Raw genomic sequence first — 26,740 nt, 5'->3', positions numbered from 1 at the left:
TCACGCAATCTTCCTGTCAAGGAGGGCGGTTCGCCAGGCATTGATTTGCTGCAACGTTATCGCCCGACCGGATTCGGGCGCCGCATAGTAGTCGCGATACCACTCGGCGCAACGCAGCGCCACCTCCGCCGAATTCCAGGCGGGCTCCCAACCCATAAGGTTCCGTGCGATAGTGCTGTCCAATGCTAGAGAGCGCGCTTCTGGAAGCGGGCTATCCATATATTTAAGCTCGGGTCGCTCCCAGTGCCCCGCCATTAGCTCAAGCAAATCGCGCACCGAATACTGCTTCGGATCCTGCGGCCCTAGATTCCAGGCCCGAGCATATCGCTGAGGCGTATCGAGCAAACCTGCCAATAGCATCAGATAGCCTTGAACCAGCGCCAAGACGTGTTGCCACGGCCTAGTTGCGTCCGGATAGCGGAGCGTAAGTGCCCCCCCCTGCACCACCGCGCGCACAAAGTCCGGAATCAACCGGTCTTCTGACCAATCGCCGCCGCCGATAATGTTCCCTCCCCGCGCAATCGCAACCGCCGGCCCCTTATCGTCCGCCCAAGGATAAGATGCCATATAGCTCTGAATCATCATTTCCGCTGCCGCCTTAGAGGCGCTGTACGGATCCTTACCGCCTAATGGGTCATTCTCGCGATAAGGCCAATCCCACTCGTTGTTCCGGTACACCTTGTCGGTTGTTACGCACACAACAGCTTTGACACCTGTCCGTCGCGCGGCTTCGAGAACATGCGCTGTTCCCTGAGCGTTAACAGCAAAAGTTTCAAGTGGCTCCCGATAAGAGCGTCGCACCAATGGTTGAGCCGCCAGATGCAACACAACCTCCGGCTTAATCTCCTGCATGGCATCCAGTACGGCATCGAAATCGCGAACGTCGCCGTACACCGTATTCACACAACCCGACAGCCCAGTCACCTCAAACATCGCGGGCTGCGTATCCGCTGGAAGCGAAAAACCGCAACAGTCTGCCCCTATCAAGGCCAGCCAGTGACACACCCAGCTCCCGGTGAAGCCCGTGTTGCCGGTTACCAGGATCTTCCTGCCTTGCAGGCGTCGCTCAAAGTTCAGTAATTGCTTCATGCTTCCCTCCAGATTCGCCATCTGAGTTCCTTCTCTGGGAACCCAACCCTGGGATCAACGCGACTGACTGCAGCAACTGGCGGGCGCTATCCCCCCAAGTAAGCCACGGCAGTTCATCTGACTTTGTATGCGTTCCGGCTTCGTATCGAGCCAGCCATACTTGAATCGCGGACGACAATGCAGCCGCCTCGTGCCCAGAAAAATAGGAAGCGTGCTCGCCTGCAACTTCACGAAAAACAGGAATGTCACGAGCGATAATCGGCAGCTTATGCTGCGCGGCTTCAATCAGCGGCAAACCAAACCCTTCGCCTTCGGAAGCCGCGATGAGACATGCGGACGCCGAGTACAACGCGTCCACAAATTCGTCACTCGCCATTTCAATCCAATGCAAGTTCATACCTAACCGTTCGTGCCCCCTTATGGACGAGACAATTCCCGGAATAGTTCTTCTCATGTCGTCCGGCAAAGCCGGCCAACCCTCTTTCCCGACAATAACGAGGTTCACGGAAACCCCCGCGGCCCAGAGTTGCGAGAATGCGGCCAATACTTGAAGATGCCCTTTGCGCGGCTCAATGGTGCCGACCATGAGGAATGTCGGCGAACGCCGCAGGCGATCGAGTAGTGCATACGCGTTATCCGGCATACCTAAGGTCGGAAATGAAGCACTTAAGTCTGCGCCTAAGTGGAACCAACTGACGTTCCCCTCGACTCTCTGCCCTCCTCCCTTAGATCGAAGCCAGGATTGCAACTCATTCTGCACGGCACGCGATATGCAGATTGCTCCATCCAGCCTCGAAACAGAATCAATCCACTCCGAGTGCCCGACATGAGCTCCGGGCGGAAATACATCAGGCATCGTTACTGGCAGCACATCAAAGACGACGGCATGACATTCAACGCCCCGCCTCCGATAGTCTTCATAGAAACCCGAGCGCTCCGCTGGCGGAAATTTGTCGGACAAATCAAGATTGATCAGTATGTCCCCAATACTAGCCTCAACCACTTCGTCTTCCAGAATATCGGGATCGCACGACAGAAGGCTTAATGCGAATTTGTTCGCATATCTATGAACCCACGTACCGTTTTCGTGACACAACCGCACAAGCTCAACCCGCATATTTACGGGCGCTTTCTTCAGCAGCTCCAACGAAACAGCGCGAGCAACGCGTTCGATGCCTGTTCTAAGATCGTTACTTGATGTCGCCGTTACGTCGAGCAAAATACGGTTTCGCGGCTTTTTATTAGGAAAATCCAACGCTAGACTTTCCGCCAACGCACTCAGCGCTGTGTCATCTGCCTGCTTCATTTCTAACTGCCCGAGCCTCTTGACAAGGACGCTCAAATCAAATCGTGCCCGACCATAGATGAACTCTATTTCAGTGTGGTATCGCCCAGCAATGATATCTGGGGTGTGGGAAGAGGCAACAAGATCCAGCCCTCGCTTTCCAAGAAGCTCTCTTCTGTCGCGATCCTTCCAAAGCACATCAAGCGCCTCACAGAGTGACTGGTCCGTGAAACAATCTTCCAACATCCATACTGCATCACGATCAATCTCGGCCATTGGACCATGAGAATTGATGATCAAAGGCACTCCATGGGCCATACAATCGTATATAGCGGCCGACGTCTCACCCCGAGTGCCTGTGCGCAGTTGTACAGCGACGTCAGCAGCAGCAAGATACGTTTTAAACAGTTCAGTATCCGCATAGCCTGTTATTCTAATTCGATCTCCACAGCCAGATTCCGCGATTGCCTTCCGAAGGTTTTCACCGTAGTCCCCACCGTGGTTCTCTCCAACAAACACGAGCATGCAGTCATTTGAGCGAGATAGCGGACTATCAATCCATGACTTTATGATGCGATGATTTAACTTTGTTTGATCAAGAAAGCCGAAAGAACAGACTAGAAACTTGGAAGCCTGACCAAATAGCTCTTTCTTTGCCTCGCACCTATGCTTCACACCGACAACCGGCTTTAGCATTGGAACGACCTTTAGCCGTGACACGTCAACACCGTCATACCACCTAGTCACCAAATCGCGACTATAGTTCGACGTCAACAAGACTCCCAATGCTGCACTGACGACACCAAAGTTCGCCGGGTAATTCGCTTTCATTTCCTCGAGATCGCAGCCAGAGAACCTCTTTGCCAGCGGTTCCATGCCGTGCGAATCGTACAGCGCACGAGACCAAGCATGATGGTCGCCATTCGCCAATTCTCGCCACATCATCAGTCCACTGAGAAAGAAATCGTGGAGCATGACTACTCCGGGCACGTCCTTCATCAGCTGCAACATGTGATCATGAAATGGAGAGTTCCCAACTTGGTAGAGAACGCGGTCGAAAAGATGAAAATTGCTGCGGAACCACTCCTCGCTCCTTATCGGGAACTTACCCAATCCCCAGAAACCCATTGCGTGCGGCCGGGCAACAATTACGTCAATCTCATAGTATTCGGCAAGAGCCGGAAGCAGCTCTGCACAATAGTCCGCTATCCCCGTCCTATCAGGCGGCAAAGGCGTGACGAGCGCCATACGAGCCCTTCGAGGCACTATTCGATCCATTGTTGATCGCTGGGCCATCACGCCTTCAAATGCCGCTATTGCACGCTTCGCGGAAATATCCCATGAGAATCGACCGGACAGAGTTGCAGCTTGTTCGCGTAGACACTGCCTGAACCCCTCATCGGTTAATGCCATTAGCATTTTCGAGGCGATTTCATTTACATTCATCGGATCGAAAAGAGCATCGGGAATACTGACAACCTCGGGAATGCTCGTAGCGTTAGAAGCAATAACCGCTGCGCCGCAGGCCATTGCCTCAAGCGCCGGCAAACCAAAACCCTCGTGCCAAGACGGAAACACGAAGAGCTTGCATAGGCTATATAGAGCAACCAACTCTTCATCGGATACATAGCCACTAAAGCGTACGGAAGACTCGCTGAGGCCGAGCACCTTTATGTCACTGGCGAATCGTTTTAGACATCCATCAGAGAATTTTCCCGCCAGTAGTAGTTGGTGTCCTTGGCGCACGGGTTCTGGCAAAACGGCGAATGCCTGAAGCAGACGGGGGAGGTTCTTTCTTTCATCTGACCCCCCCGTATAGAGCAAGAACGGTCGGTCTACACCAAAACGATCGAGTAGGTTCTGCCTCGCCACCTCCGGAACCTCGGTGGGAACAAAGCACTGCTCGATGGCGGCTGACACATTGACAATATCGCCAGCAACCGAACCGAGGTGGCGACGCGCCTCCTCGGCGGAATACTCGGATATGGCAAGGAGCAAGTCCGCCTGGCGCAGATATCCAATCTTCCTTTCGTAATAACGCTTGTAGTCCGGATTGGGCGCGAGGTACTGATCAGAATTAAGAAGTGGAATTAGATCGTAGAGCGAGGTGCTGACAATGGTTTCCGAGTCAAATCCATGAACGGATGTCACGGCGTCGTCGACAAACCCCTCGAACAAACTCGTCAAATGGACTACATCCGGACACAAGGAACGGATGAATGCCTCGCGCACCACCTCCGCAGTTTGCCGTTGGGTCTCGGCAGCTCGATCAGCTTCGCGAGTTGGCCCTGGCGCACTCCAGACCCTGATGTTCCCGCGTGGAAGCAGACCCCTGAAAGCGTCGGAGATTGGATCTATGGTCGAGGGGAACAGTCCGTTCAGCACGAGTATTACCTCATGAGGACCACGGTTACGAGCGATTCCTTGCGCAAACGCCAGTGAGTAGCGACCAATCCCGCGGAAACGGCTCTCGGTCTGCGCCCCCTGCATGTCGATCACTATACGCATCAGCGCCCCGCCTTTCGTGCACGACCTCTCGCAACAATCAAATCAAAGAAAATCTCGCGCCCGCGTGGACTCAACGTCTGCGCTAGACGGCGCTGCGCATCGGTTATCGAAATTGTCATAGGATCAAGGGCCGGCTCACCATTCGGAATGACGTCCACCGAAATAGGTGAACTCGAAGAAACACTAGGAGGCGAATTTGAATTGCGATATGCCGCGACGCGGCGGTCATCCTGAATCTGCGCAGCGCGACGCGCTTTGATCCTGGCATCCACCGAGGGAAAAGGGCTCAGCACTTGTTCTGCGAAACGCTTCAGTCTGGGACGTGCCAAGACATAGCGCATTGAGTGGCCAATGGGGTCCCTCGCGATCTCTCGCCATTTCGGCGGCTTCCTCAGCAGCGTTCCAACCACGCGCATCGGAGCAGTCACTCGCCAAGACGTGCTTTGGTGCATGGCGAGTAGCTGCCTCTCTAGCGCTTCGCTCAGTTGCCAATGGTGGTGGTTGGCGCCATGAACCGACTTAAGCTCTGCCTCCAGCTTGCGGCAGTGTTCATTGGCCAGTTCCAGCGCATTTTCCTGCTCTCGACAAAGCATCCAGTGGCGATGATTGGCGTCCGATGCCGCCGAAAGCTGCTGCTGCAACTCGTCACATTTACTATCACGTTGCGCTACCTGCCTGGCGAGTTGAGCACAACGTTGTTCTGCATCGTCTCTACCAGCCAAGAGCTCTAATTCCCTGGCATGTGCTGAGACTCTCTCTTCGTCTATCCGACGACTCAGAACCTGATAACCCGACTCTGCCGCCTCGCGAAGTATTCGCTGTTCCTCCAGGGCCTCACTCAAACTCAATGTCTGCGCCGTCAGACTACTCACGCGCGCTTCGCTTTGCGCCAACCGCACCTCGGAAGCAAGCAGGGACGCGTGCGACTCCGCCGCACGTTCGGCAAAACGCTCCTGCCAACGCTGGCATTGGCCTTCCAGCTCGACGATTCGGTCTTGCGCTCTGCCCACTTGCACAGATAGAAGTTCCGCCTCGGCCTGAGCTCGCGCGCCAGCGATTGCTGCCTGCTCACGAGCGAGCTGAAGTTGCTCTCGCGTTCGGACTTCCGCGGCGCGGATCTGTTGAATCTCCGCTTCGATTTGAGCTGTACGGTTTTGCTCAACCGCAATCTGCGCCGCAAGCATTTCGGCCTTCGTTCGAGCGACAGCCACATCCTCAGCTGCCTGCACCCGCACGGAGTATTGCCGGTGCAGTTCAGCGAGTTGCACTGCATTACGTTCCACCGCACTGGCATAGTCACGCCGGGCTTCCGCCAGCCAGGTGAGCCCTTGTTGGACGCGAGCTTCTGCTGTTTGCGCAAGAGATTCGGAGCGTTGAAGCATCGTAGCAATACGCGAATCGTAGTGAGACGAGAGAGCCTCTAGGCTCACGCCGAACTCTTGATCGAAACACGCATCAAGCGCTTTGAATAGGTGCTCATCGCCCTGTTTCTGTGCAACGACTGCGTAGTCAGGACTGGCTCCGGAGAACACGTCGTTGAGGGTCAAGCCTTCGCTAGCAAGAATGCCCGGGGGCTCCTGTAGCCGAAGGACTTTTACCCGGCCGTAACCATAGTATTCCGGCACAAAAGCCAGCAGATCAGGTGGAATTGGGCGCTGGTGTGTGGGGTCAAGATAGAAATTCCGGGTAGCAACGATCAGGTTCTCGGGATTCGGCGTTTCCATAATCAGAAGACCGCCAGGCACAAGAACCCGCATAGCTTCTGCAACCAATGACCGCAAACAGTCAAAACTAATGTGTTCAACAACATGAAATGCCGACACAACGGCTTGACTCTCACCTGGCAGGGCGGAGAGATAGGCGATACCCTCCCCCTGCACCACATCTAAACCCAGTTGGTGACAGTCACGCAGCATGCCTGGATCTAGGTCGACGCCCACAGGCTTGAATCCAGCAGCTGACAGCACCTCAAGCCACTCTCCCCGCCCACAACCCAAATCGACGGCGCGCGCCGCAGGATAAATCTCCAATAACGGCTTCACAAACGGCAGGTAAGCTGACAATCGATCGGTAATAAGTTCACGAGATCCCCGATAGCGATCCTCAAATGCACGATAGAAGCCCGCGTCGCCCAACTCGCAGCTATCCGACATCTTCAAACTCTCAACTCAATCACGGGGGCAGGCACACCGGCTATGCGCGACCACCAAAACTCGCCCTCTTTTACGAAATCACAGCCCGCGAAGGCCACATTCGAATAGTCCGCACGTATGTCCATCCAAAACGACACTGCGTCTTCTGGAGCCAAACAAACCGGAAGCGAATACCGCGGTGTATCCCACTCTACGAGCTTGCCATCCGAGCCATAAAGGTGTAACGAAAACCGCAAACCATCCTGCCCCGCCGAAGGGATAGTCACATCGCCGTGATTGCAAAGCGTTACGAAAATTCGACGTGAGCCGTCTGCGCCTATCTCTAACTCCTCGACCCGAACCTCAAATCGAATGTGCGAAACCCCGTCCAGCGCACCAACCGTTTCCGGCTCCATTGCAATATCGGCTAATGATCTACGCGCCAAGAAAGTCATCCCTCGCAAAGAAGCAAAATGCCCGACAACCCTCAGATCGAGAGCCGCGGCGAGGCGAAATACGTTCTCCGAATCACGCACAGAATCGTGAACCACATAGAAGTCAGCATCCGACGCGTAACGAATTATCTGCTCGGTGACAACAGCCCGATTTGCTTTTCCAGGTGGGGAATCGATGAAAACCAAGCGTTTTCCAGTTCCCGACAGCGCACAGGCCACCGCCTCCGCAAGTTCGTACTCAGAAAATCCCTTATCTGAAACAAACTCAACCAACTTGGCGTTGCAACCCCTTGAACGCGCAAACTCAAGCCACGGCCCTTCCCACCCCTCAATCGCCAGTTGCGTCTTGACTAGGCTCGCAAACAGCACGGTCGTGTAGCCGGCACCGAACTCGAGAACCGACTCAATATTCTGGCGCTTGATGAACTCCCGCAAAGACACATACTCTTCGGCCGACAGATAGGCCGAACCACACTTCAATCCGTTCCAAACAAACCCGGTTTCATTAGTTGAAAATACTATTGAAGCTGCGGCGCCATGATTCCCCAGGACGGGAACATCCGCGCCCGGAAATAGGGCTTCTACGCCCGACGGCGTCGTCATGGCGCTGATCAAATTGAGTTTTGATCGCAAGTCCACCCCAACATTAATACATGCTGCAGAGTTCATCAGCTCCAACACACCAACATGGTTGGAACCAAGAGAACGGGCCAGTATGTCCGCAATTTCTGCGGGGAGCGTCGAAATATAACGATCGATATCGCGAACGCCGGCGAAGTGCACTAGATGCAACAAGCCACCATCGCCTCTATTGCAGAGAACCCCCTCCTCGCTCACATAACAATTGAGCTCTCCAAAGCGGCGGAATCCCTGCCAGTTGTACTTGACCTCTGAAACAAAATCCACATCAACATCGTTTTGAACAATCTTAAGACACAGATAGTGGTTGTCATATAGCTTGCCAGGAACAATCGCACCCTCCCAATCCCGGTCATCCAATGACTCCAACCTGATCTTTTCAAAGAACCAGCCCAATCCGGCAGGAACCGCAAAAACCCCACTATTAAAATACCTTGCCCCTGAGCAATCAGGATGATTCTCCCAAGGCCGCATCCGGTCACGAACAAAGTCACACTCACTCAGGTCATCTCGACAGGCGGTAAAGTTTGATACTCCGTCAAACGCATCTAGCGTCTGAAGAACAATCACATCCGCATCAAGATATACAAAACCACCACTTTTGGCTGCGTGTGCGTACGCCGAAAACTTTGCCCTCTTCACCCCAAGCAATTCAATCTCAGGCAAAACAAAGAACTCAGCACCAATAGACTGAAAATAGGAGCCAATATCAGCACAATCGGTATACACACAAATCTCGGCATCGGAATGAATCCGCCTAATGCTTTTAACGAGCCGAGCCGCATGCAACGCGTAGCATTCTGTCGTTATGGTTATAAAACGCATCGCTGGGCCTTAATCGATCGAACAAGCAAACCTAGGAGACAAATCTACGACTCCGCCAAACCGTGGTGCCTCACCCGTTCCGAGGATTTCCAAAACCTCAGCATTTACCATGTTGAGCAAGTAGCGCTCAAACCCACCAGACGCCAAGCCGACTGACGCCACACCCATGCACAAACCATAGTTCCCGACCTGCAGAGGTACACGCATTGAAAACGTAACCCTGCAAACCCCGCCTTTCTTCAAACAAACCGGAGGCTTACCTAATGCGTAAGAGTTCGTATTAAATACCGAAATCGCAAGGGAGTCCCTGAGAGAAACTCCAAAATATAGCTGATCGAGATCGGCATTAGCCTGAACGAGGTACTCAACAGAAATCCATCTTCCCGTGGTTACCGCGCAGACAGCCCTCCCTACCTCATCGACGACACGGAAGTCAAGCAACCCAACCTCTCCAGTATCGATTTGTGGGTGCATTTCTCTAAAGCCTTCGACGTGCCGCGCTTTAAAAGTCTCAACAGTATCCGTTTCACCAGCAGCTCTCACCACAACCGGCTCAGGCCTATTCGCAGCAAGCTTGTTTGCCCCCTCAAGGAGGAGCCCATTATAGTAATCAATTACCGTTTCCGGATCTGCGATGATAGAAACCCGCCCTTGCTCCAACAAAACCGCACGATCACACAGCGCTTTTACGGCGGTAGCATCGTGAGAGACGAATAACAACGTTGTACCTTGGTCAAGGAATGTCTGTATTCTATTAAATGACTTCTGCGAAAAATACTTATCCCCAACCGACAAAGCCTCATCAACAATCAATACATCTGGACGAATTGCCGTTGCGACACTAAACGCAAGCCGAACTTGCATACCGCTCGAATAGACTCGAACCGGCTGGTCAATATATTCACCGATCTCCGCGAACGCCTCAATTTCCGGCAGCAATTTCGCCATTTGCTCAGGGCTAAAACCGAGTATCTGCCCTGCCATGACAGCATTTTGCCGCCCGGTGAAGTCTGGATGAAAGCCCATCCCCAACTCCAGCAGGGCAGATACGCGCCCCTCAACACGGACACTTCCTGTTGTGGGCTTTGTAGTGCCCGTAATGACCTTTAGTAGAGTGCTCTTGCCAGCGCCGTTTAGTCCTACAATACCAACGGCCTCACCCGGACTTACTTCAAATGAGACGCCATTTAGCACCCACCTCAAAGCATGGCGTGATCTCCCTCCCGGAGAGATCCACTCAAGCAGTCGCGACCAACGGTCCGGGTATTGCTTGTAAGCCTTGCCTAAGTTAATTACTGAAATGGTACCCATTAAAGCTCATCCACAATTTCACCGGCATGCTGGCGAAATAGGGCCAGCCCAACCACACAGAACGCTATTGCAGCAATAGCGGCAGGGCATAGAGCCTGCCATTGCGGCCATTGCCCAAATACGAAAACGCCCTGATATGCCCCGATCAGTCCTGCCATGGGATTCCAGGATAGAAATGGACGCACGCTATCTGGAACCGTTGACATCGGATACACAATGGGCGTCAACCAGAACCAAAAGGTAAGAAAAATTCCAAAGAACTGGGCGATGTCACGAAAAAAAACATTGAGCACGCCCAGTGTCACGCCTAGCCCAACCGAAAAGGCGACGAGAATCAACGTGAGCGGAATGACCGCCAAATACACTACGCCGGGAAAGTTTCCTGAAACGACCAAAAAAAGGGAGAACAAGGCAAAGACAATCGCGAAATTGAGTCCTGCACTACAAACAATCACAACAGGCAGGCACATGCGCGGAAAGCTCAACTTCTTAAGAAGATTGGCGTTATCGAGAAATACCGTCTGCCCTCTACCCACAATTTCAGCAAACAACCCCCAAGTCAGCAGTCCAGCACATAGATAGACACTATAGGCGTAAGAGCTATCAACCCCGGGCAATCTTGCCCGCATCACTTCCGAGAAAATGACGGTATAGACCGCGATCATGGCCAGCGGATTGAGGACATTCCAAGCCGCACCAAGGATGGAGTTGCTGTATTTGAGCTGAAACTCCCGCCTTACACTACCGAGAATGAAGCCTCGATAGGCCCACAGAGCTCGAAACAATTGAATCATTCGCAACGCCCGTAAGTATCTTCAAATCGCACAATATCGTCTTCGCCGAGATAGGATCCAGACTGAACCTCAATGATTTCAAGTGGAACCTTTCCCGGATTTGATAGGCGATGAGTAGTACCCAACGGAATGTAAGTTGACTGATTCTCCGCTAATAGCATTACTTTGTCGCCATTGGTCACTTCTGCGGTGCCACTCACAACGATCCAATGCTCAGCTCGATGGTGGTGCATTTGAAGACTCAGCTTGGCACCCGGGTTAACGCCGATGCGCTTAACCTGAAAGCGGTCGCCAAGGTCAATGCTGTCGTACCAGCCCCACGGCCGATAGACCTTGCGGTGGTTCTGGGCAAGTGTTTTTCCGTCGGCCTTGAGCCGAGCGACGATCTTCTTGACGTCTTGGGTATTGTTCTTATGGGCGACCATTACGGCATCAGGCGTTTCAACAACGACCACATCTTTGAGGCCAATACCCGCAACCAAGCGCGATTCGGCAAATACGAAACTGTCTTCGCAGTTCTCAAGCATCGCGTTGCCACGGATTGCGTTACCGGACTCGTCCTTATCGCTCACCTGCCAGAGTGCGTCCCAAGCGCCGACATCCGACCACCCTGCCGAAAGAGGGATAACGACCCCCCGCCCGAGGTGTGCAGCCCCTGACAAAGGCTCCATAACGGCATAATCGATCGAGTCTGACGGACTACGAAGAAAGGCGTCCTTATCGACCCGAATGAACTCACCGTCGTCTTTCGCAACTGCGATCGCCGCCCGGCAAGCCGCAGCCATTTCAGGATTGAAGTGCTCGATGGCGTCGAGCCAGCGACTCGCCTTGAGAACAAAAATACCGCTATTCCAGAGATAGTCGCCACTGCTAACGTAGCGCTGGGCCGTCTCGGCGTTCGGTTTCTCGACAAAAGCCGCGAGTTCAAGCGCGGCGGAATTTTCTGTAACGCTCGCCCCCGTGCGAATGTACCCATATCCGGTTTCGGGTCGATCCGGAACAATCCCAAACGTCACAAAAGCCCCGGCTTCAGCTTGGCGTGCGCCATCCTGTATGGCAGCCTGAAACGCTTCCAAATCTTGAATTACGTGGTCCGCGGGCATGACCAGTAACACCGGGTCCTCACCATTACGACGCGAAGCCAGTGCGGCAAGCGTTAAGGCTGGGGCAGTGTTACGGCCAACAGGCTCAAGAACGATGCAGCCTTGTTTGCCAATTTGACGCAACTGCTCGGCAATTACGAATCGATAGTCGTCGTTGGTAACAACAATCGTCTTATCGAGTGCATTGGCCAACCCATCGAGTCGCATTGCCGTCTCTTGAAGCATCGTGTTCGACGAAGCCAGCGCGAGGAGTTGCTTGGGATATGACTCGCGAGACGCGGGCCACATGCGGGTACCGGAGCCGCCCGAAAGAATAACTGCCTGAATTGCCATGATCTAGGTTGAGCAAATGAGAAAGAGAGGGCAGCTATTGTCAAAAGACAGTAGCTGAGAATTTGATGCCTACGAAGCGTAGTAACCGCGGTACCAGTCGACGAATCTCGCCACACCCGCCTCGATCGCTGTTGCAGGCCGATGGCTCGTCCATGCGGTTAGCGCGGAAACATCGGCGTACGTCGCCGGCACGTCACCCGGCTGAATCGGAAGGAGGTTCTTTTCGGCCTTCAGCCCCAAAGCTGTCTCGATTGCCTCGACAAAGGCCATTAATTCGACTGGGCCTTGATTGCCAATGTTGAACACGCGGTAGGGCGCACGAGCAGTGGCTGGGTCAGGATTCTGCGGATCGAAATTCGCATTGGGCTCAGCAGGACGTTCAAGCGTACGGATTACGCCCTCGACAATGTCGTCGACGTAGGTGAAATCGCGTTGCATCTTGCCGTAGTTGAAGACGTCGATCGGACGGCCCTCAAGGATAGCTTTGGTGAAGAGGAACAAGGCCATGTCCGGCCGGCCCCAGGGGCCGTATACGGTAAAGAAGCGCAGACCGGTGGTCGGCAGGCCGTATAGATGGCTGTAAGTGTGGGCCATCAACTCGTTGGCCTTCTTCGTCGCAGCGTAGAGGCTGACCGGGTGGTCGACGCTGTCAGACTCGGAGAACGGCATCTTCTCGTTGCCGCCGTAAACGCTTGAACTGCTGGCGTAGACGAGGTGCTGCACCTTCGTATGGCGGCAGCCTTCGAGAATGTTGGTGAAGCCAACGATATTGGATTCGATATAGGCGTGCGGGTTGATCAACGAGTAGCGCACGCCGGCTTGCGCCGCCAGGTGCACAACGCGGTCGAACTTCTCTTCGGCGAACAGTTTCTCGATCGACGGACGATCGGCAACGTCCATCAGGACGAAGCGGAAATTCGGATGCGGGGTCAGTCGCGCTAGGCGGTCGCGCTTGAGCTGGGGGTCGTAGTAGTCGTTGAGGTTATCAAGACCAACGACAACATCGCCGCGCTCGAGCAAGCGCAGGCTGGTGTGCATGCCGATAAAGCCGGCTGCACCGGTTACGAGTACTTTCATTGCGGGCCACCTGATCCCTCAATGGCGTACCCGTTCCGTGACGAAGTCACGAAACAGTCGGCCTCGGGGAGAGAAGTTGAACGGTTAGTATCTCTAGCGGATACCTGCCGAATTGTTGCATCACCCCGACCAGGCTCCGACCAGCGTGCTGCAGTGCGGCGCGGATTATCTCACAGGGCCGGTAACAGGCAAAACTGCGCCGGCAGTGAGACTGTTGCAGATCAAGAACACGCGCCGGCGGGGGTTTGCTGCGCCTCGTGGCATCATCGGCCGCATGTGGAAACGCATCCGAATCACGGTCCTGCTACTCATTCTGGCTACCGTCGCGCTGGAGACGTGGCGCGCACAGCGCGCCGCAACAAGCTGGCGCGACACGCTGCAAGTCGCGGTGTACCCGATTAACGGCGACGGTAGTTCCGCCGCAGCGCAGCGCATTCAGGCGCTGGAGGCCGACAGCTTCGTCGACATCGAACAGTTCATCGCCGAAGAGGTGAAGCGATACGAGGTGCCAACCCTGCAGCCGGTGCGGCTCAACCTGCAGCAAGCACTGAACACACTACCGCCATTACAGCCCGAACGACCGGGCGTGCTCGATTCAGTGTTTTGGAGCCTGAAGATGCGTTGGTGGGTATGGCGCCTGCCAACCCCCACCCTGCGCCCCAATGTCCGTCTGTTTGTCGTGTATCACGACGGGAGCGCCGGCAGGGTACCGACCTCACACGGGCTACAGCGCGGGCAGATCGCGATTGCGCATGTGTTTGCGGACAAGGCGATGCAACGGAGCAACGCGGTGGTCATTGCCCACGAGCTATTGCACACGCTGGGGGCGACGGATAAATACGACCCTGCCACGCTGGAGCCAATCTATCCGTCCGGCTACGCCGAACCCCTTGCGACGCCTCGGCTGCCGCAGCGCTTTTGTGAGCTGATGGCCGGGCGGCTGCCGGGGTTCAGCGCACCGCCCGAACAGCCGCGAAGCCTCGCGCAATGCCTGATCGGCGAACAGACTGCGCGCGAGATCGGCTTGCTGCGCCCTTAACGATCGAGCCTGTGGTCAGCGCATCGACGTCGGAGCGGGCGGTTCGTGCAAACGCTCAAGCAGGCGCTCCACAGCCAGCACTGCGGCGGATGGCAGCCCGACGCGTACGCTGGCCGCGCGGCCATGGCCGATCAGCAGGCAAAGCTCTGACCCATATTCGACGCTGCTCAGCGTCCACGCAACCGGGAAGCCGCGGTTCACATAGGTTACGACCTTGCCCCAACGATCGAGACTCCCGTGAGGCTGCCCCTCCCGCGGAGGCAGGGCGTCAAGAATCGCAAACAGACAGCGTGCGGTGGCTGCCAGCAACCCCGCCGGTGCCGGGTCGCGCGACCGCCGGCCAGACGCGGCGGCCTGCCAACTCGCCAGCCCGAGCAAAGGCCCGCTGCTGGGTGCGGATTCCTGCAGCGCACTGCGCAGCTTGAACGACAGCGCGTCGACGGACTCCGCCGCGACATCCACGCGGGCGGCCGGCACAAATGGATCGGGAAATCCATCCAGCACCATACGAACCACAGCGCGGAAGAGATCAGAGACCACCATGTTGAACGCGATCACGCAACTGCTGCTGGGATCACCCGAATCGAGCCGCAACTCGCCGTGAAGCAATAATTGCGAGAACGTCACCAGTCTCGTTTCGGCAAAGCGCGCCTCGTACAACCTGACTTCGCCATTGGCGACAAACGCGGCAAACCAGAAGCCGTCGCCAACCGCCAACAGGTTCTCGTCAATGCACAAACCGTAGGTATCAAACAGTGGCGTATGGATGATCGCGCGTGGCGGCGTTGCGCCAAAGCGGGCCACGAGCGGCGCGCGGAAGACCTCGGGCACGTCCTCGATACGATCGAGCCCCTCTGAGAACGGAAGTTGTCGGCCTGCGCTGCGCCCGAATGCCGCTTGGGTGACCTGCGTGCCCATGATCTTGCCTCCCTGATTCGTTCGATCCGTTGGCCGCACGACCGCGCGGCCCCAATGCCACCATTTCAGTCTAGATCGCCGCACGACGAGCGCCACCTGCCGGTGCAGACATGCCTTAGGACGGTGCATTGGCACACCCAGCAACCGCGCGCGCCCCGTTCCAGTGCCGCCACAAGGGGTGTATGCGCGCTGGTTCGCTCCTTGCTAGTCAGCGAATGCGAATCCCCGCCAGCGACGAGAGCCGAGCGATGTCGATCCACGTAGCGCTGCACCACGTCACAACATACGACTACGACCGCCCGATCAATCTTGGCCCCCAGGTCATCCGGTTGCGCCCTGCGCCGCATAGCCGCACGCGGATCCTGTCGTATTCGTTGAAGGTGCAGCCCGAGCAGCACTTCATCAACTGGCAGCAGGACCCCCAGTCCAACTACCTTGCACGCTTGGTCTTTCCTGAGAAAACCAAGCAGCTGCGGGTGGAGGTTGACCTGGTCGCCGAAATGTCGGTGATCAACCCCTTCGACTTCTTCCTGGAGCCCCGTGCCGAGAAGATCCCGTTTGAATACGACACCGCGCAGCAGATCGAACTGGCGCCGTACCAGGCCAAGCGGGACTGCGGTCCGCGCTTCGAGCAATACCTCGCGACGATCTCGCGCGAGCCAACCGCCAGCGTCGACTTCCTTGTCGCGGTGAACCAGCGGCTGCAACAGGACATCAGCTATCTGATCCGGCTCGAACCGGGCGTGCAGACGCCGGAGGAAACACTCACCAAGGCGAGCGGCTCGTGTCGGGATTCAGCTTGGCTGCTGGTTCAGTTGCTGCGCCACCTCGGGCTCGCGGCACGTTTTGTATCCGGATACCTGATCCAACTGACGGCAGACCAGAAGTCGCTCGACGGCCCTTCCGGCACCGATGTGGACTTCACCGACCTGCATGCATGGTGCGAGGTGTACCTGCCCGGCGCCGGCTGGATCGGGCTCGACCCGACCTCAGGGCTCTTCGCGGGCGAAGGCCACATCCCGCTCGCCTGCACGCCGGAGCCGTCTTCTGCCGCACCGATCACCGGCGCACTCGACAAGTGCGAAGTGACGTTCGGGCACGAAATGAAAGTCACGCGCATCTGGGAAGCTCCCCGGGTGACCAAGCCCTACACGGATGACCAGTGGGCGGCCATCGAAGCGCTGGGACACGATGTCGACGCCAAGCTCAAGGCGATGGACGTCCGCCTTACGATGGGCGGCGAGCCGACCTTCGTATCGATCGACGATCCGGATGGTGCCGAATGGAACACCGCCGCGATGGGGCCGGACAAGAAACGCCTCGCAGCCAACCTTTACCACCGTATGCGCGAGCGCTATGCGGCAAAGGGGCTGGTGCATTTCGGCCAGGGCAAGTGGTACCCCGGCGAACAATTGCCGCGCTGGTCACTCAACTGTTTCTGGCGCAAGGACGGTGAGCCGATCTGGCGCGACCCTGCGTTGATCGCGGACGAGTCCAAACCGGGCAACGCCGATGACATCCTCGCCGGCCGCTTCCTTCGCGGCATCGCAGAGCGCCTTGCGCTGGATCCGGAGTTTGTCTTCCCCGCGTTTGAGGACAGCTTCTACTACATGTGGCGCGAGCGCCGCCTGCCGGGCAACGTCGATCCCCTCGATTCTCGGCTGGACGATCCGCTTGAGCGCGATCGCCTGATGCGCGTGTTTACCCAGGGCCTCAAGAAGGTCGCGGGCTACGCCTTGCCCGTCGCCCGCGCAACGGGGGGCAACCGTTGGCAAAGCGGGCCATGGTTCCTGCGCTCGGAACGCTGCTACCTGATCCCCGGCGATTCGCCGCTCGGCTATCGCCTGCCGCTCGACTCACAGCCCTGGGCCAGCGCAACCGACTATCCCTGGATTCACGCGGCGGACCCGGCGCAACGGCCCGCCCCGCTTCCCCCGCACGCAGCACTTCGGCAGCAGACGCGCCCCCCGGTGCCGCTACAACCGGTGGCGGACGCCCTGCTCGGCCTCGCCGCCGCGAATGACACACCGGCGAGCAACGCACGACGCCCTCAACCCAAGGAAAGCGCGGGCTGGATCACACGCACGGCCATGTGTGCAGAAGCCCGCAACGGCGTGCTCTACATCTTCATGCCACCCACCAGCGAGCTCGCGGACTACCTCGAACTCGTCGCGGTCGTCGAAGCCACGGCCGAAGCCCTGCACACGCCCGTGCTGCTCGAAGGCTATGAGCCCCCGCGCGACCCGCAACTCGCACACTTCCGTGTGACGCCCGACCCGGGCGTCATCGAGGTCAACATCCACCCGGCCACTTCGTGGGATGAGCTTGTTGACCGCACGACGCATCTCTACGACACGGCGCGTGAATGCCGGCTGACCACCGAGAAATTCATGATCGATGGCCGCCACACCGGCACCGGCGGCGGCAACCACTTCGTGCTGGGCGGCGAAACCGCGCTGGACTCACCCTTCCTGCGTCGGCCCGATCTGCTGCGCAGCCTGGTCAGCTACTGGCACAACCACCCTGCCCTCTCGTATCTGTTCTCCGGGCTGTTCATCGGCCCCACCTCGCAGGCACCGCGTATCGACGAGGCGCGCAACGACTCGGTCTACGAGATGGAAATCGCGTTCGGCGAGATCGAACGCCTCGCGCGTGGCGGCAACTGCCCGCCCTGGCTTGCCGACCGCATCCTGCGCAATCTGTTGATCGACGTCACCGGCAACACCCACCGCGCCGAGTTCTGTATCGACAAGCTCTACTCGCCAGACGGCCCGACTGGGCGGCTCGGTTTGCTCGAGCTGCGAGCCTTTGAAATGCCACCACATTCGCGCATGAGCCTCACGCAGCAACTGCTGCTGCGCTCGATGATCGCGCGCTTCTGGCAACAGCCCTACGCCCCGCCGCGCCTGGTGCGCTGGGGTACCGAACTGCACGACCGCTTCCTGCTACCGCACTTCGTCGAGCAGGACATACGCGACGTGGTTGAAGACATGCAACTCGCCGGCTATCCGATCCAGCCTGAATGGTTCGCACCGCACATGGAGTTCCGCTTCCCGAAGATCGGTGATCTGGCGGTGAAAGGCATGGAGCTTGAGCTGCGCACCGCACTGGAGCCCTGGCATGTAATGGGTGAGGAAGGCGCCGTCGGCGGCACCGTGCGCTATGTCGACTCCTCGGTTGAACGGCTGCAGGTCAAAGTCGCCGGTATGGCGCCCGACCGTTTCTGCCTCACCGTCAACGGCACTCCGGTCCCGCTGCACCCCACGGGCAAGGTCGGCGAATTCGTCGCGGGCGTGCGCTACCGCGCCTGGCAGCCGGCTTCATGCCTGCACCCGACGATTGGCGTGCATGGCCCGCTGACCTTCGACCTGGTCGACACCTGGATGCAGCGCAGCCTTGGCGGCTGTCAGTACCATGTTGCCCACCCCGGCGGGCGCAACTACGAGACCTTCCCGGTCAACGCCTACGAAGCCGAAAGCCGGCGCCTCGCGCGCTTCTTCCGCATCGGCTATACACCGGGCGAAATGCGGCTGGCACCGGCCCCGGCACAGGGGGAGTTCCCGTTCACCCTGGATCTGCGGCGGCGCTGAATTTGCCTGGGGCACGGCGAAACCACCACCCGGATTGCGGTTCGGGTAACCTGCCCTCACCCGTCGGCCTAGCGCCGGCTCGCCGTGCCCATTAGCTGACTGATGCCTGCAGCACCCTTCGCCCATTACCGCTGCCCGCCCCGCCATTTCGACGAAGCATTCGAGGCGGACGGTCGCCCGCGCGCGGCATGGCAGGCGCTGGTCGCCGCGCTGAACGCAGGCGGCGGCAAGGCGCTGTCGCGACAGGCCGACGCGCTTCGACGCATGGTCGAACTCGACGGCGTAACCTACAACGTTTATGCCGATCCGCAAGGCGCGGACCGCCCCTGGTCGCTTGACCCGATTCCGCTGGTGATCAGCGCCGACGACTGGCAGACGATCTCGCTCGGCATCGCGCAGCGCGCTCAACTGTTCGACCGCATCCTCGCCGACCTCTATGGCCCGCAGGAATTGATCAGCGAAGGCCTGCTGCCGCCGGCGCTTGCCTTCGGCCACCCCGGTTATCTGTGGCCCTGTCAGGGCATCACGCCGGTCGGCGGGCGTTGGTTGCACCTGTACGCAGCCGATCTGGCGCGCTCGGAAGATGGCCGCTGGTGGGTGGTGCATGACCGCACGCAAGGCCCATCCGGTGTGGGTTACGCGATGCAGAACCGTCGCCTTGTGGCACGCGGCCAGCTCGATCTCTTCCGCAGCGCCCATGTCGCCCACCTGGCGGACTTTCTGCGCAGCTTGCGCGACGCGATCAGCCAGATCGCACCGGTCGCAGCGGGCGAAACGCCGCGCATCGTGCTGCTGACACCCGGCCCCTGGAACGAAACCTACTTCGAGCATTCGCTGCTCGCCCGCCACCTTGGCTTCGCGCTGGTCGAGGGGCAGGACCTGACAGTGCGGCAAGACCGCGTCTACATGAAGACGCTGCAGGGCCTGCAACCGGTACACGCAATCCTTCGCCGGCTCGACGACGACTACTGCGACCCGGCGGAACTGCGGGCGGATTCCGCGCTCGGCGTACCCGGCCTTCTCGCCGCGGTGCGTGCTGGCAACGTGCTGGTCGCCAACGGGCTTGGCAGTGGCGTGCTGGAAACAACCGGCATCCACGGCTTTCTGCCCGGCATTTGCGAACGCCTGCTCGGCGAAACCATGCGCCTGCCCTCCGTCGCCACCTGGTGGTGCGGGGAGGCGCCCGCGCTCGCCCATGTGCTGGAGCATCTGGACGAACTCGTCATCAAACCGGCATTCCCCGGCATGAGCCCCGAGCCGGTATTCGGCCACCGGCTTGATTCGGCCGGCCGCGCCGCGCTCGCCGAACGCCTGCGCGCAACGCCTCACGCCTTCCTCGCGCAGGAATGGGTAAGGCTGTCTCAAGCACCGTCCTTGCAGGCCGACGGCCGGGTGGCGCCGCGCTCGGTCGGCCTGCGGGTCTTCGCGCTGGCAACCCCGGATGGCTACCGCGTCATGCCTGGTGGCCTCGCACGTGTCGCGCCCGAAGCGGGCGACGACGTCGTCACGATGCAGCGTGGTGGCGCCAGCAAGGACATCTGGGTACTCAGCAATGCGCCGGTCGCGCGCGAACCCCTGGCAAGCGCCCCGATCACACCGCCCGAGCTGCTGCGCGCCGAAGCGGTGATTCCCTCCCGCATCGCGGAAAACCTGTTCTGGCTTGGTCGCTACGCGGAACGTTGTGAGGCGCAGGTACGCCTGCTGCGCGCGGCCATCAACCGCCTGTCGGATGGCGACGCCGACGCGCTGAGCGGCCTGCCGTCGCTCGCCGCCGTTGCGCGTGCGCAAGGCCTGCTTAGCGAGCCCGACGACGAGGGTACTGCACCCGATCTGCCACCCGACGATGCATGGCTCGATGCCATCCTCGACACCCAAGCGGTGGGCAGCCTGCACGCCAATGCGCGGCGCCTGCAGCGCGCCGGCAGCCAGATTCGCGAACGGCTATCGGCGGACAACTGGCACGCGCTCAACCGCCTGCCGCAAGTGCTGGAACACGCCGCGCCGGGCATCGCGGGCGCGGCGGAAGCGCTCGATCACGCAATGTTGCTGTGCGTATCCTTCGCGGGCTTTGCAATGGACGACATGGTGCGCGACGCCGGCTGGCGTTTCCTGCTGCTGGGGCGCCGTATCGAACGCCTCGCCAGCCTCGGCGGATTGATCAGTCATTACCTGCAAGGCGACACCCGACAGCATGCCGACGGGCTCGAGTGGCTGCTGGAGGCCACCAACAGCATCGTCACCTACCGCAGTCGCTACCAGCGCCAACCAGAAATGCTACCGGTGCTGGACCTGATCGTCTTCGACCGCGACAACCCCCATGCGCTGGGCTTCCAGCTCGACGTGCTCGCGCGCTACCTCAGCCGCCTCGGGCGTGATTTCGGCGTGCGCTTCGAGAACGATCCCGCACCGCTCCTGGAAACCCTGCGGCGTTTCGACCCCACGCGCTATCACAACCTCGCGCTGCTCGGCGAAGCCGCACCGGGTAGCCCGCAACTCGACGCGCTCGCCGCCTTTGCGGCGCGCGCACAGCGTGCGGCCTGGGGCTTGTCCGACGAGCTCTCGCTGCGCTTCTTCAGCCACGCCGAGCAGGCGCTGCGCAGTGCGGAGGCGGCGTGAGCGCTGTCGCAGAAAGCGGTGCTGATGTAGTGGCTCGCTACTTCGTCTCGCACCTCACACGCTACGACTACGGCCGGCCGGTCGCGCTCGGGCGCCATGTGTTGCATCTGACGCCGCGCGAGCTGCCATGGCAACGCGTGATCTCGCATGAACTCGACGCAGACCCGGCGCCGTCAGAACGGCTGACGGGGCTCGACGCATTTGGCAACCCGATCGAAACGCTGGCCATCGCGCTCCAGCATCACGGCCTGGATGTGCATGCGCGGAGCTGGGTCGAGCTCAGCGAACGGCCAGAGGCTGGCGAATCGCCGAAATGGGAGTCGGTGCGCGACCGCATGGTCTTCCGCGCGGGCCACCGCCCGGATGCGGGCGAGCGCGACGCAGCACGCTTCCTCTTTGAGTCGCGCCATGTGCGCGTCAAACGCGACCTGGCCGAATGGGCCGCCCGTTCGTTTGCCCCGGGCAAGCCGCTCCTTGACGGCGTGCGGGCACTCAATGACCGCATCCATGCGGAATTCGCGTTCGATCCGGAAGCCACCCACGTCGCGACGCCCGTCATGGAAGTCCTGCGCCAGCGCCGCGGGGTGTGTCAGGACTTCGCGCATCTGATGCTCTCCGCGCTGCGGTCCCTCGGTCTTGCCGCGCGCTACATGAGCGGCTACCTGCTGACCACCCCCCCGCCCGGCTCCCCGCGCCTGGTCGGTGCGGACGCGAGTCACGCTTGGATCGCAGTGTGGTGCCCCAACGCCGGTTGGGTGGAATTTGACCCAACGAATGGCGTGCAGGCGGGTATCGGCCATATCACGCTAGGCTGGGGGCGGGATTTCGGCGACGTGACACCGCTGCGCGGCGTGATCGTCGGCGGCGGCGAGCACACCCCCAGCATCGAGGTCAGCGTCGTGCCGGAAGCGGACTACGCCGCCTTACTCGGCGCCACGCGCCGGGCGTAAGTAGACGCGCGCACTCCAGTGCGCCGCTAGCGCTTGCGGGGCGTCTCAACCTGTTTGCGAATCGCATCGTCAAGGCGTTGCATCCAGGCCTCCGGCACCTGGCGGCTGCACAGGATATGCCGCGTCATGCCGGGTGGCATGTCCGGGAAATCCACCCGCTCAAGCTTCTGGTTCTTCAGGTCCGGCGTGTTCGCAAGGTAGAAATCAAGATCGTCCTGATCGACGATCATGAAGTCGAAACGCCCCGCAGCAAGCATCCAGATCGCGCGCACCGGCGCGTCCAGCACCCTGGATACCGGCACACGTGCGCCGGCAATCAAACGATCCAGTTCTGGGCCGTAGGACACCGCGTCGACCACGCCAAAGCGCTGATCCCCCGCCTGCAGCAAGGCCGCAAAGCTCGTGTGGCGGCGCAAGCGCGGCGCCATGTCGGCCCGCGTCAAGACGACCTGAGGTCGGTCGGTATGAATCGGCAGCGAGAAGCGCGCGAAGGCCTCACGCTCAGGCAGCCGGTACCAGCCGAAGGAACACAGCGGCGCGGCATTTGCACGCAACTCCGCCCACATGCGCGCGGGCGGCATCTCTTCAAAACGTGCGCGCAAGCCGGCGGCAGCAAACAACTGCTGCGCACGCGCTAGAAGAAAGCCCTTCTGAACGCCGTTTTCAACGTAGCTGTACGGCGGCTTGTTACGAAACACGACGCTGACCGACTCGTCAGCCGCAACCGCCGCATCCGGCAACAGGCCCGCGACGAGCAGCGCGCAGACAACGCGCAGCCGAATCCGCACCACCCGCGCCCCGTCAGGCCCGGCCAGTGCTGCCGAAACCGCCTTCGCCGCGATGCGACACATCAAACTCTTCAACCACGTTGAAGCCCACTTGCAGCACCGGCACGACCACCAGCTGCGCGATGCGCTCCATCGGCTCGATGACAAAGGTCTTGTTGCCGCGATTCCAGACCGACACAAAGATCTGGCCTTGATAGTCCGAATCGATCAGCCCGACCAGGTTGCCCAGCACGATGCCGTGCTTATGCCCGAGCCCCGAACGCGGCAGGATCATCGCAGCGAGGCCCGGATCGGCCAGATGGATCGCCATGCCGGTCGGGACCAGGAAGGTCGCCCCCGGCTCCAGCGTGACCGGCGCATCCAGGCAGGCACGCAGGTCAAGCCCAGCCGAGCCGTGGGTGGCGTAGTGCGGCGGGCTCTCCTTGAGGCGCGGGTCGAGCAGTTTCACGTCGATGTGGTGCATGGGTCGGGCTCCAGATTCGTGGTCGTAATGGTTCGGGTCAAGCCAGCATGCCGGCCAGGTGCTCAACAATGGCTTCGGCAACGGCGTCCTTGGGGCCGTGCGGGACCTCATGGCGGCCCGAATCGTCGAACAACACCACACGGTTATCGTCGCCGCCCATGCCGTCTTGCACCAGATTGCCGACCAGGAGTGGCACACGCTTCTTGGCGCGTTTGGTCGCCGCATACTCGTCGAGATTCTGGCTCTCGGCCGCAAAGCCCACGCAGAACGGCGGATTGGGTAGCGACGCCACTTCGGCGAGGATGTCCGGGTTCTGCACCAGTTCGATCGTCAAGCCGTCGCCACCGGCCTTTTTCATTTTGTGATCGGCCGCTGTCGCTGGCCTGTAGTCAGCCACCGCTGCAACGCCGATGAAAACATTGGCGGCCAGCACGTTGCGCATCACGGCATCGCGCATCTGCAAGGCGGTCTGCACATCGATCCGGGTCACGCCACGCGGCGTCGCCTGTGCAACCGGGCCGGCCACCAGCGTCACTTCGGCGCCAGCATCCGCGCACGCGCGAGCCAGCGCAAAGCCCATCTTGCCGGAGCTGATGTTGGTAATGCCGCGCACCGGGTCGATCGGTTCGAAGGTCGGCCCTGCGGTGATCAGCACACGCTTGCCAGCCAGCCGCTTGGGCGTGAAGAAGGCCGCCACCTCGGCGACGATCTCAAGTGGCTCCAGCATTCGGCCCATGCCCACTTCGCCGCAGGCCTGCTCGCCGGAAGCCGGGCCGAAGACCGCCACACCATCCGCGCGCAGTTGGGCGAGGTTGCGCTGAGTCGCCGGGTTCTCCCACATCTGCCGGTTCATGGCGGGGCAAACCGCAAGCGGGCACTCGCGTGCCAACACCAGGGTGGTCAGCAGGTCGTCCGCCAGGCCGTGCGCGAACTTCGCCATCACATCGGCGGTGGCGGGCGCCACCAGGAGCAGATCAGCCCCGCGAGTGAGATCGATATGCGCCATGTTGCGGCTCTGGCGGGAATCCCATGCATCGGTCCACGCCGGGTTGCCGGTCAGCGCCTGAAAAGTGACCGGCGTCACGAAGTGGGCGCCGCCCTCGGTCAGCACACAGTGCACATCCGCACCGGCCTTGCCCAGTTGCCGCGCGAGATCGGCCGCCTTGTAGGCCGCTATGCCGCCCGCAACCCCCAGCACGATGCGCTTGCCCGTGAAAATGCTCATGACATGAATTCCAGATTACGCGGCACGATGGAGGCCCGATTCTACCGCCCCGCTGCAAGGACACGACATGGCTATCACCGACTGGCCCGAAGACGAACGCCCACGCGAGCGCCTGCTGGCGCATGGTGCTGCGGTGCTGTCCGACGCTGAACTGCTGGCGATCTTCCTGCGTGTCGGCATCAAGGGAAAGAGCGCCGTTGACCTCGCTCGCGACCTGATCGCCCGCTTTGGTAGCCTGACGCGCCTGTTCGCGGCGCCGGTCGACGACTTCGCCGCCGTGCCCGGCATGGGCAGCGCGAAGTTCGCGCAGTTGCAGGCAGTGATCGAGATGGCGCGTCGCGCGCTAGGTGAAGAAATGCGCGAACGCGATCTGCTCAGTTCGCCCGGCGCTGTGCGCGATTGGCTGCGCCTTAAGCTTGCCGCCCTGCCCTACGAGGTCTTCATGGTGATCCTGCTCGACGCGCAGAATCGCCTGATCCATGCCGAAGAGCTGTTTCGCGGCACGCTCGACCAGACCAGCGTGTACCCGCGCGAAGTGGTGAAGCTCGCGCTCGCACGCAACGCCGCGGCTGCGATCTTTGCGCACAATCACCCGTCCGGCTGCAGCGAACCGAGTCGCGCCGATGAACTATTGACGAGCAGCCTGAAGCAGGCATTGGCGCTGGTCGACGTACGCGTGCTGGATCACTTCATCGTGGCCGGCAACGCGCGCCCCCTCTCCTTCGCCGAGCGTGGCCTTCTCTGAGCCAACACATGCTCTTTGGATCTTTCCACACCGCGCCACCCGATCTATCCACCGAAAGAGCTTGATTCGTCACCGTATTTCTGGATAGAATCGTGGGTTTCGAGCAAACAGGTTCATCGGAGCGTTTCATGTCCCGCGTCTGTCAAGTTACCGGTAAAGGCCCCATGGTGGGCAACAACGTCTCGCACGCAAACAACAAGACCAAGCGTCGCTTCCTGCCCAACCTGCAGTCGCGCCGTTTCTGGGTTGAGAGCGAGAACCGCTTCGTCCGTCTGCGTGTGTCCAACGCGGGTCTGCGCACGATCGACAAGAAGGGCATCGAGGTCGTCCTCGCCGAGCTTCGCGCTCGCGGCGAAGTCTGATCCCGCCCTCACTAGGAGAACATCATGGCCAAAGGCGGTCGCGAAAAGATCAAGCTGGAGTCCACTGCGGGCACCGGCCATTTCTACACCACGAACAAAAACAAGCGCACCACTCCCGGTAAGCTCGAGTTCATGAAATATGACCCGAAGGCCCGGAAGCACGTGCTCTACAAGGAAACCAAGCTCAAGTAATTTGAGCTGACCTGGTTTGCCTCGATGAAAAACCCGCCAATCGGCGGGTTTTTCTTTTTCTGCCTCCGCATCTCACGCATTCGCCGCGGCCGGCCCGCCGCCCCCGCCGCGATCCACCGCACAGTCGCACCCCGCCGCCTCGCAACCAAGAAGCGCTGAGTACAAGTCGCTCGCTTACAGCGGCAGCCATCTCGCACGCGCAGCACAAAAATCCATCGCCCCCCTCAATCGCCACAAGAAGCAAGCGGCGAGCGCGACTTCGCGCGGTCCATACCGATTTCGTCAACCGCCGACAAGCTTT

The 26,740-nt window shown here is 59.6% G+C and carries 19 protein-coding genes; 7 read left to right on the top strand and 12 right to left on the bottom strand.

Annotated elements, in window-relative coordinates; genetic code table 11:
- The 8 genes from rfbG to HH302_RS03825 all read right to left on the bottom strand — a co-directional run bounded on the left by rfbG (position 1) and on the right by HH302_RS03825 (position 13,551).
- Entirely contained in the window at positions 1 to 1,089 is a 1,089-nt protein-coding gene (gene rfbG, locus HH302_RS03860) for a CDP-glucose 4,6-dehydratase (RefSeq protein ID WP_172198418.1), read from the bottom strand.
- Entirely contained in the window at positions 1,067 to 4,882 is a 3,816-nt protein-coding gene (locus tag HH302_RS03855) for a glycosyltransferase (protein ID WP_172198415.1), read from the bottom strand. Before HH302_RS03855 ends, rfbG begins: the two co-directional genes overlap by 23 nt.
- Positions 4,882 to 7,035 carry a methyltransferase domain-containing protein gene (locus HH302_RS03850; RefSeq protein ID WP_253946042.1) on the bottom strand — a complete coding sequence of 718 codons (2,154 nt, stop codon included), beginning with the start codon at positions 7,033 to 7,035 and terminating at the stop codon, positions 4,882 to 4,884. Before HH302_RS03850 ends, HH302_RS03855 begins: the two co-directional genes overlap by 1 nt.
- A 2-nt stretch (positions 7,036 to 7,037) precedes the next feature.
- Positions 7,038 to 8,837: a hypothetical protein gene (locus HH302_RS03845; protein WP_172198409.1), complete on the bottom strand. Its 1,800-nt coding sequence runs from the start codon at positions 8,835 to 8,837 to the stop codon at positions 7,038 to 7,040.
- 105 nt (positions 8,838 to 8,942) lie between these two features.
- Positions 8,943 to 10,244, bottom strand: coding sequence for an ABC transporter ATP-binding protein (locus HH302_RS03840; protein ID WP_172198407.1), 1,302 nt, complete (start codon positions 10,242 to 10,244; stop codon positions 8,943 to 8,945).
- Entirely contained in the window at positions 10,244 to 11,038 is a 795-nt protein-coding gene (locus HH302_RS03835; RefSeq protein WP_172198405.1) for an ABC transporter permease, read from the bottom strand. The genes HH302_RS03840 and HH302_RS03835 overlap by 1 nt, the downstream gene beginning before the upstream one ends.
- Positions 11,035 to 12,474, bottom strand: coding sequence for a mannose-1-phosphate guanylyltransferase/mannose-6-phosphate isomerase (locus HH302_RS03830; RefSeq protein ID WP_172198402.1), 1,440 nt, complete (start codon positions 12,472 to 12,474; stop codon positions 11,035 to 11,037). The genes HH302_RS03835 and HH302_RS03830 overlap by 4 nt, the downstream gene beginning before the upstream one ends.
- Positions 12,475 to 12,543: 69 nt before the next feature.
- Positions 12,544 to 13,551 (bottom strand): NAD-dependent epimerase, encoded by a 1,008-nt coding sequence (locus tag HH302_RS03825; protein ID WP_172198400.1) that lies wholly within the window; start codon positions 13,549 to 13,551, stop codon positions 12,544 to 12,546.
- Positions 13,552 to 13,765: 214 nt separating this feature from the next.
- On the opposite strand from HH302_RS03825, the gene HH302_RS03820 reads away from it, so the two are divergent.
- A complete protein-coding gene (locus HH302_RS03820; protein WP_253945985.1) occupies positions 13,766 to 14,590 on the top strand; it encodes a hypothetical protein in 825 nt (274 codons plus the stop codon).
- A gap of 15 nt (positions 14,591 to 14,605) precedes the next feature.
- Here HH302_RS03820 and HH302_RS03815 read toward each other — a convergent pair whose 3' ends face one another.
- A complete protein-coding gene (locus HH302_RS03815; RefSeq protein ID WP_172198398.1) occupies positions 14,606 to 15,508 on the bottom strand; it encodes a hypothetical protein in 903 nt (300 codons plus the stop codon).
- A 248-nt stretch (positions 15,509 to 15,756) separates the two neighbouring features.
- Here HH302_RS03815 and HH302_RS03810 point away from each other — a divergent pair, with 248 nt between their 5' ends.
- The 3 genes from HH302_RS03810 (at position 15,757) to HH302_RS03800 (ending at position 22,664) form a co-directional block, all read left to right on the top strand.
- Positions 15,757 to 19,098, top strand: a complete 3,342-nt coding sequence (locus HH302_RS03810; RefSeq protein WP_172198396.1) for a DUF2126 domain-containing protein — start codon at positions 15,757 to 15,759, stop codon at positions 19,096 to 19,098.
- A 102-nt stretch (positions 19,099 to 19,200) separates the two neighbouring features.
- Positions 19,201 to 21,714 (top strand): circularly permuted type 2 ATP-grasp protein, encoded by a 2,514-nt coding sequence (locus HH302_RS03805; protein ID WP_172198394.1) that lies wholly within the window; start codon positions 19,201 to 19,203, stop codon positions 21,712 to 21,714.
- The gene (locus HH302_RS03800; RefSeq protein ID WP_371814559.1) at positions 21,711 to 22,664 is read left to right on the top strand and encodes a transglutaminase domain-containing protein; all 954 of its coding nucleotides are present in this window, start codon (positions 21,711 to 21,713) and stop codon (positions 22,662 to 22,664) included. The genes HH302_RS03805 and HH302_RS03800 overlap by 4 nt, the downstream gene beginning before the upstream one ends.
- 26 nt (positions 22,665 to 22,690) lie before the next feature.
- Here HH302_RS03800 and HH302_RS03795 read toward each other — a convergent pair whose 3' ends face one another.
- Genes HH302_RS03795 through coaBC form a run of 3 tightly spaced genes read right to left on the bottom strand, consistent with a single transcriptional unit; the run spans position 22,691 to position 25,140 of the window.
- Positions 22,691 to 23,515, bottom strand: a complete 825-nt coding sequence (locus HH302_RS03795) for an ABC transporter substrate-binding protein (protein ID WP_172198390.1) — start codon at positions 23,513 to 23,515, stop codon at positions 22,691 to 22,693.
- On the bottom strand, positions 23,466 to 23,915 hold the full coding sequence (gene dut, locus HH302_RS03790; RefSeq protein ID WP_172198387.1) for a dUTP diphosphatase: 450 nt from the start codon (positions 23,913 to 23,915) through the stop codon (positions 23,466 to 23,468). Before dut ends, HH302_RS03795 begins: the two co-directional genes overlap by 50 nt.
- Before the next feature lie 37 nt (positions 23,916 to 23,952).
- Entirely contained in the window at positions 23,953 to 25,140 is a 1,188-nt protein-coding gene (coaBC, locus tag HH302_RS03785; protein WP_172198384.1) for a bifunctional phosphopantothenoylcysteine decarboxylase/phosphopantothenate--cysteine ligase CoaBC, read from the bottom strand.
- A gap of 67 nt (positions 25,141 to 25,207) precedes the next feature.
- Between coaBC and radC the strand changes: the two genes are divergently transcribed.
- From radC to rpmG, 3 genes are all read left to right on the top strand, one after another.
- The gene (radC, locus tag HH302_RS03780) at positions 25,208 to 25,885 is read left to right on the top strand and encodes a DNA repair protein RadC (RefSeq protein WP_172198380.1); all 678 of its coding nucleotides are present in this window, start codon (positions 25,208 to 25,210) and stop codon (positions 25,883 to 25,885) included.
- A 128-nt stretch (positions 25,886 to 26,013) separates the two neighbouring features.
- Positions 26,014 to 26,247 carry a 50S ribosomal protein L28 gene (gene rpmB / locus HH302_RS03775; protein WP_172198377.1) on the top strand — a complete coding sequence of 78 codons (234 nt, stop codon included), beginning with the start codon at positions 26,014 to 26,016 and terminating at the stop codon, positions 26,245 to 26,247.
- A 24-nt stretch (positions 26,248 to 26,271) separates the two neighbouring features.
- A complete protein-coding gene (gene rpmG / locus HH302_RS03770) occupies positions 26,272 to 26,439 on the top strand; it encodes a 50S ribosomal protein L33 (RefSeq protein WP_172198374.1) in 168 nt (55 codons plus the stop codon).
- The last annotated feature ends 301 nt before the right edge of the window (positions 26,440 to 26,740 follow it).

Source organism: Niveibacterium sp. COAC-50 (assembly GCF_013184235.1).
Lineage (GTDB): Bacteria > Pseudomonadota > Gammaproteobacteria > Burkholderiales > Rhodocyclaceae > Niveibacterium > Niveibacterium microcysteis.
The sequence above is the reverse complement of the archived record's forward strand: the minus strand, read 5'-3'. Positions and strand labels throughout refer to the sequence as shown.

Coding starts and splice junctions, on each gene's coding strand:
- rfbG (WP_172198418.1), bottom strand. CDS start 1,089: ATGAAGCAATTACTGAACTTTGAGCGACGCCTGCAAGGCAGGAAGATC.
- HH302_RS03855 (WP_172198415.1), bottom strand. CDS start 4,882: ATGCGTATAGTGATCGACATGCAGGGGGCGCAGACCGAGAGCCGTTTC.
- HH302_RS03850 (WP_253946042.1), bottom strand. CDS start 7,035: ATGTCGGATAGCTGCGAGTTGGGCGACGCGGGCTTCTATCGTGCATTT.
- HH302_RS03840 (WP_172198407.1), bottom strand. CDS start 10,244: ATGGGTACCATTTCAGTAATTAACTTAGGCAAGGCTTACAAGCAATAC.
- HH302_RS03835 (WP_172198405.1), bottom strand. CDS start 11,038: ATGATTCAATTGTTTCGAGCTCTGTGGGCCTATCGAGGCTTCATTCTC.
- HH302_RS03830 (WP_172198402.1), bottom strand. CDS start 12,474: ATGGCAATTCAGGCAGTTATTCTTTCGGGCGGCTCCGGTACCCGCATG.
- HH302_RS03825 (WP_172198400.1), bottom strand. CDS start 13,551: ATGAAAGTACTCGTAACCGGTGCAGCCGGCTTTATCGGCATGCACACC.
- HH302_RS03815 (WP_172198398.1), bottom strand. CDS start 15,508: ATGGGCACGCAGGTCACCCAAGCGGCATTCGGGCGCAGCGCAGGCCGA.
- HH302_RS03810 (WP_172198396.1), top strand. CDS start 15,757: ATGTCGATCCACGTAGCGCTGCACCACGTCACAACATACGACTACGAC.
- HH302_RS03805 (WP_172198394.1), top strand. CDS start 19,201: ATGCCTGCAGCACCCTTCGCCCATTACCGCTGCCCGCCCCGCCATTTC.
- HH302_RS03795 (WP_172198390.1), bottom strand. CDS start 23,515: ATGTGTCGCATCGCGGCGAAGGCGGTTTCGGCAGCACTGGCCGGGCCT.
- dut (WP_172198387.1), bottom strand. CDS start 23,915: ATGCACCACATCGACGTGAAACTGCTCGACCCGCGCCTCAAGGAGAGC.
- coaBC (WP_172198384.1), bottom strand. CDS start 25,140: ATGAGCATTTTCACGGGCAAGCGCATCGTGCTGGGGGTTGCGGGCGGC.
- radC (WP_172198380.1), top strand. CDS start 25,208: ATGGCTATCACCGACTGGCCCGAAGACGAACGCCCACGCGAGCGCCTG.
- rpmB (WP_172198377.1), top strand. CDS start 26,014: ATGTCCCGCGTCTGTCAAGTTACCGGTAAAGGCCCCATGGTGGGCAAC.
- rpmG (WP_172198374.1), top strand. CDS start 26,272: ATGGCCAAAGGCGGTCGCGAAAAGATCAAGCTGGAGTCCACTGCGGGC.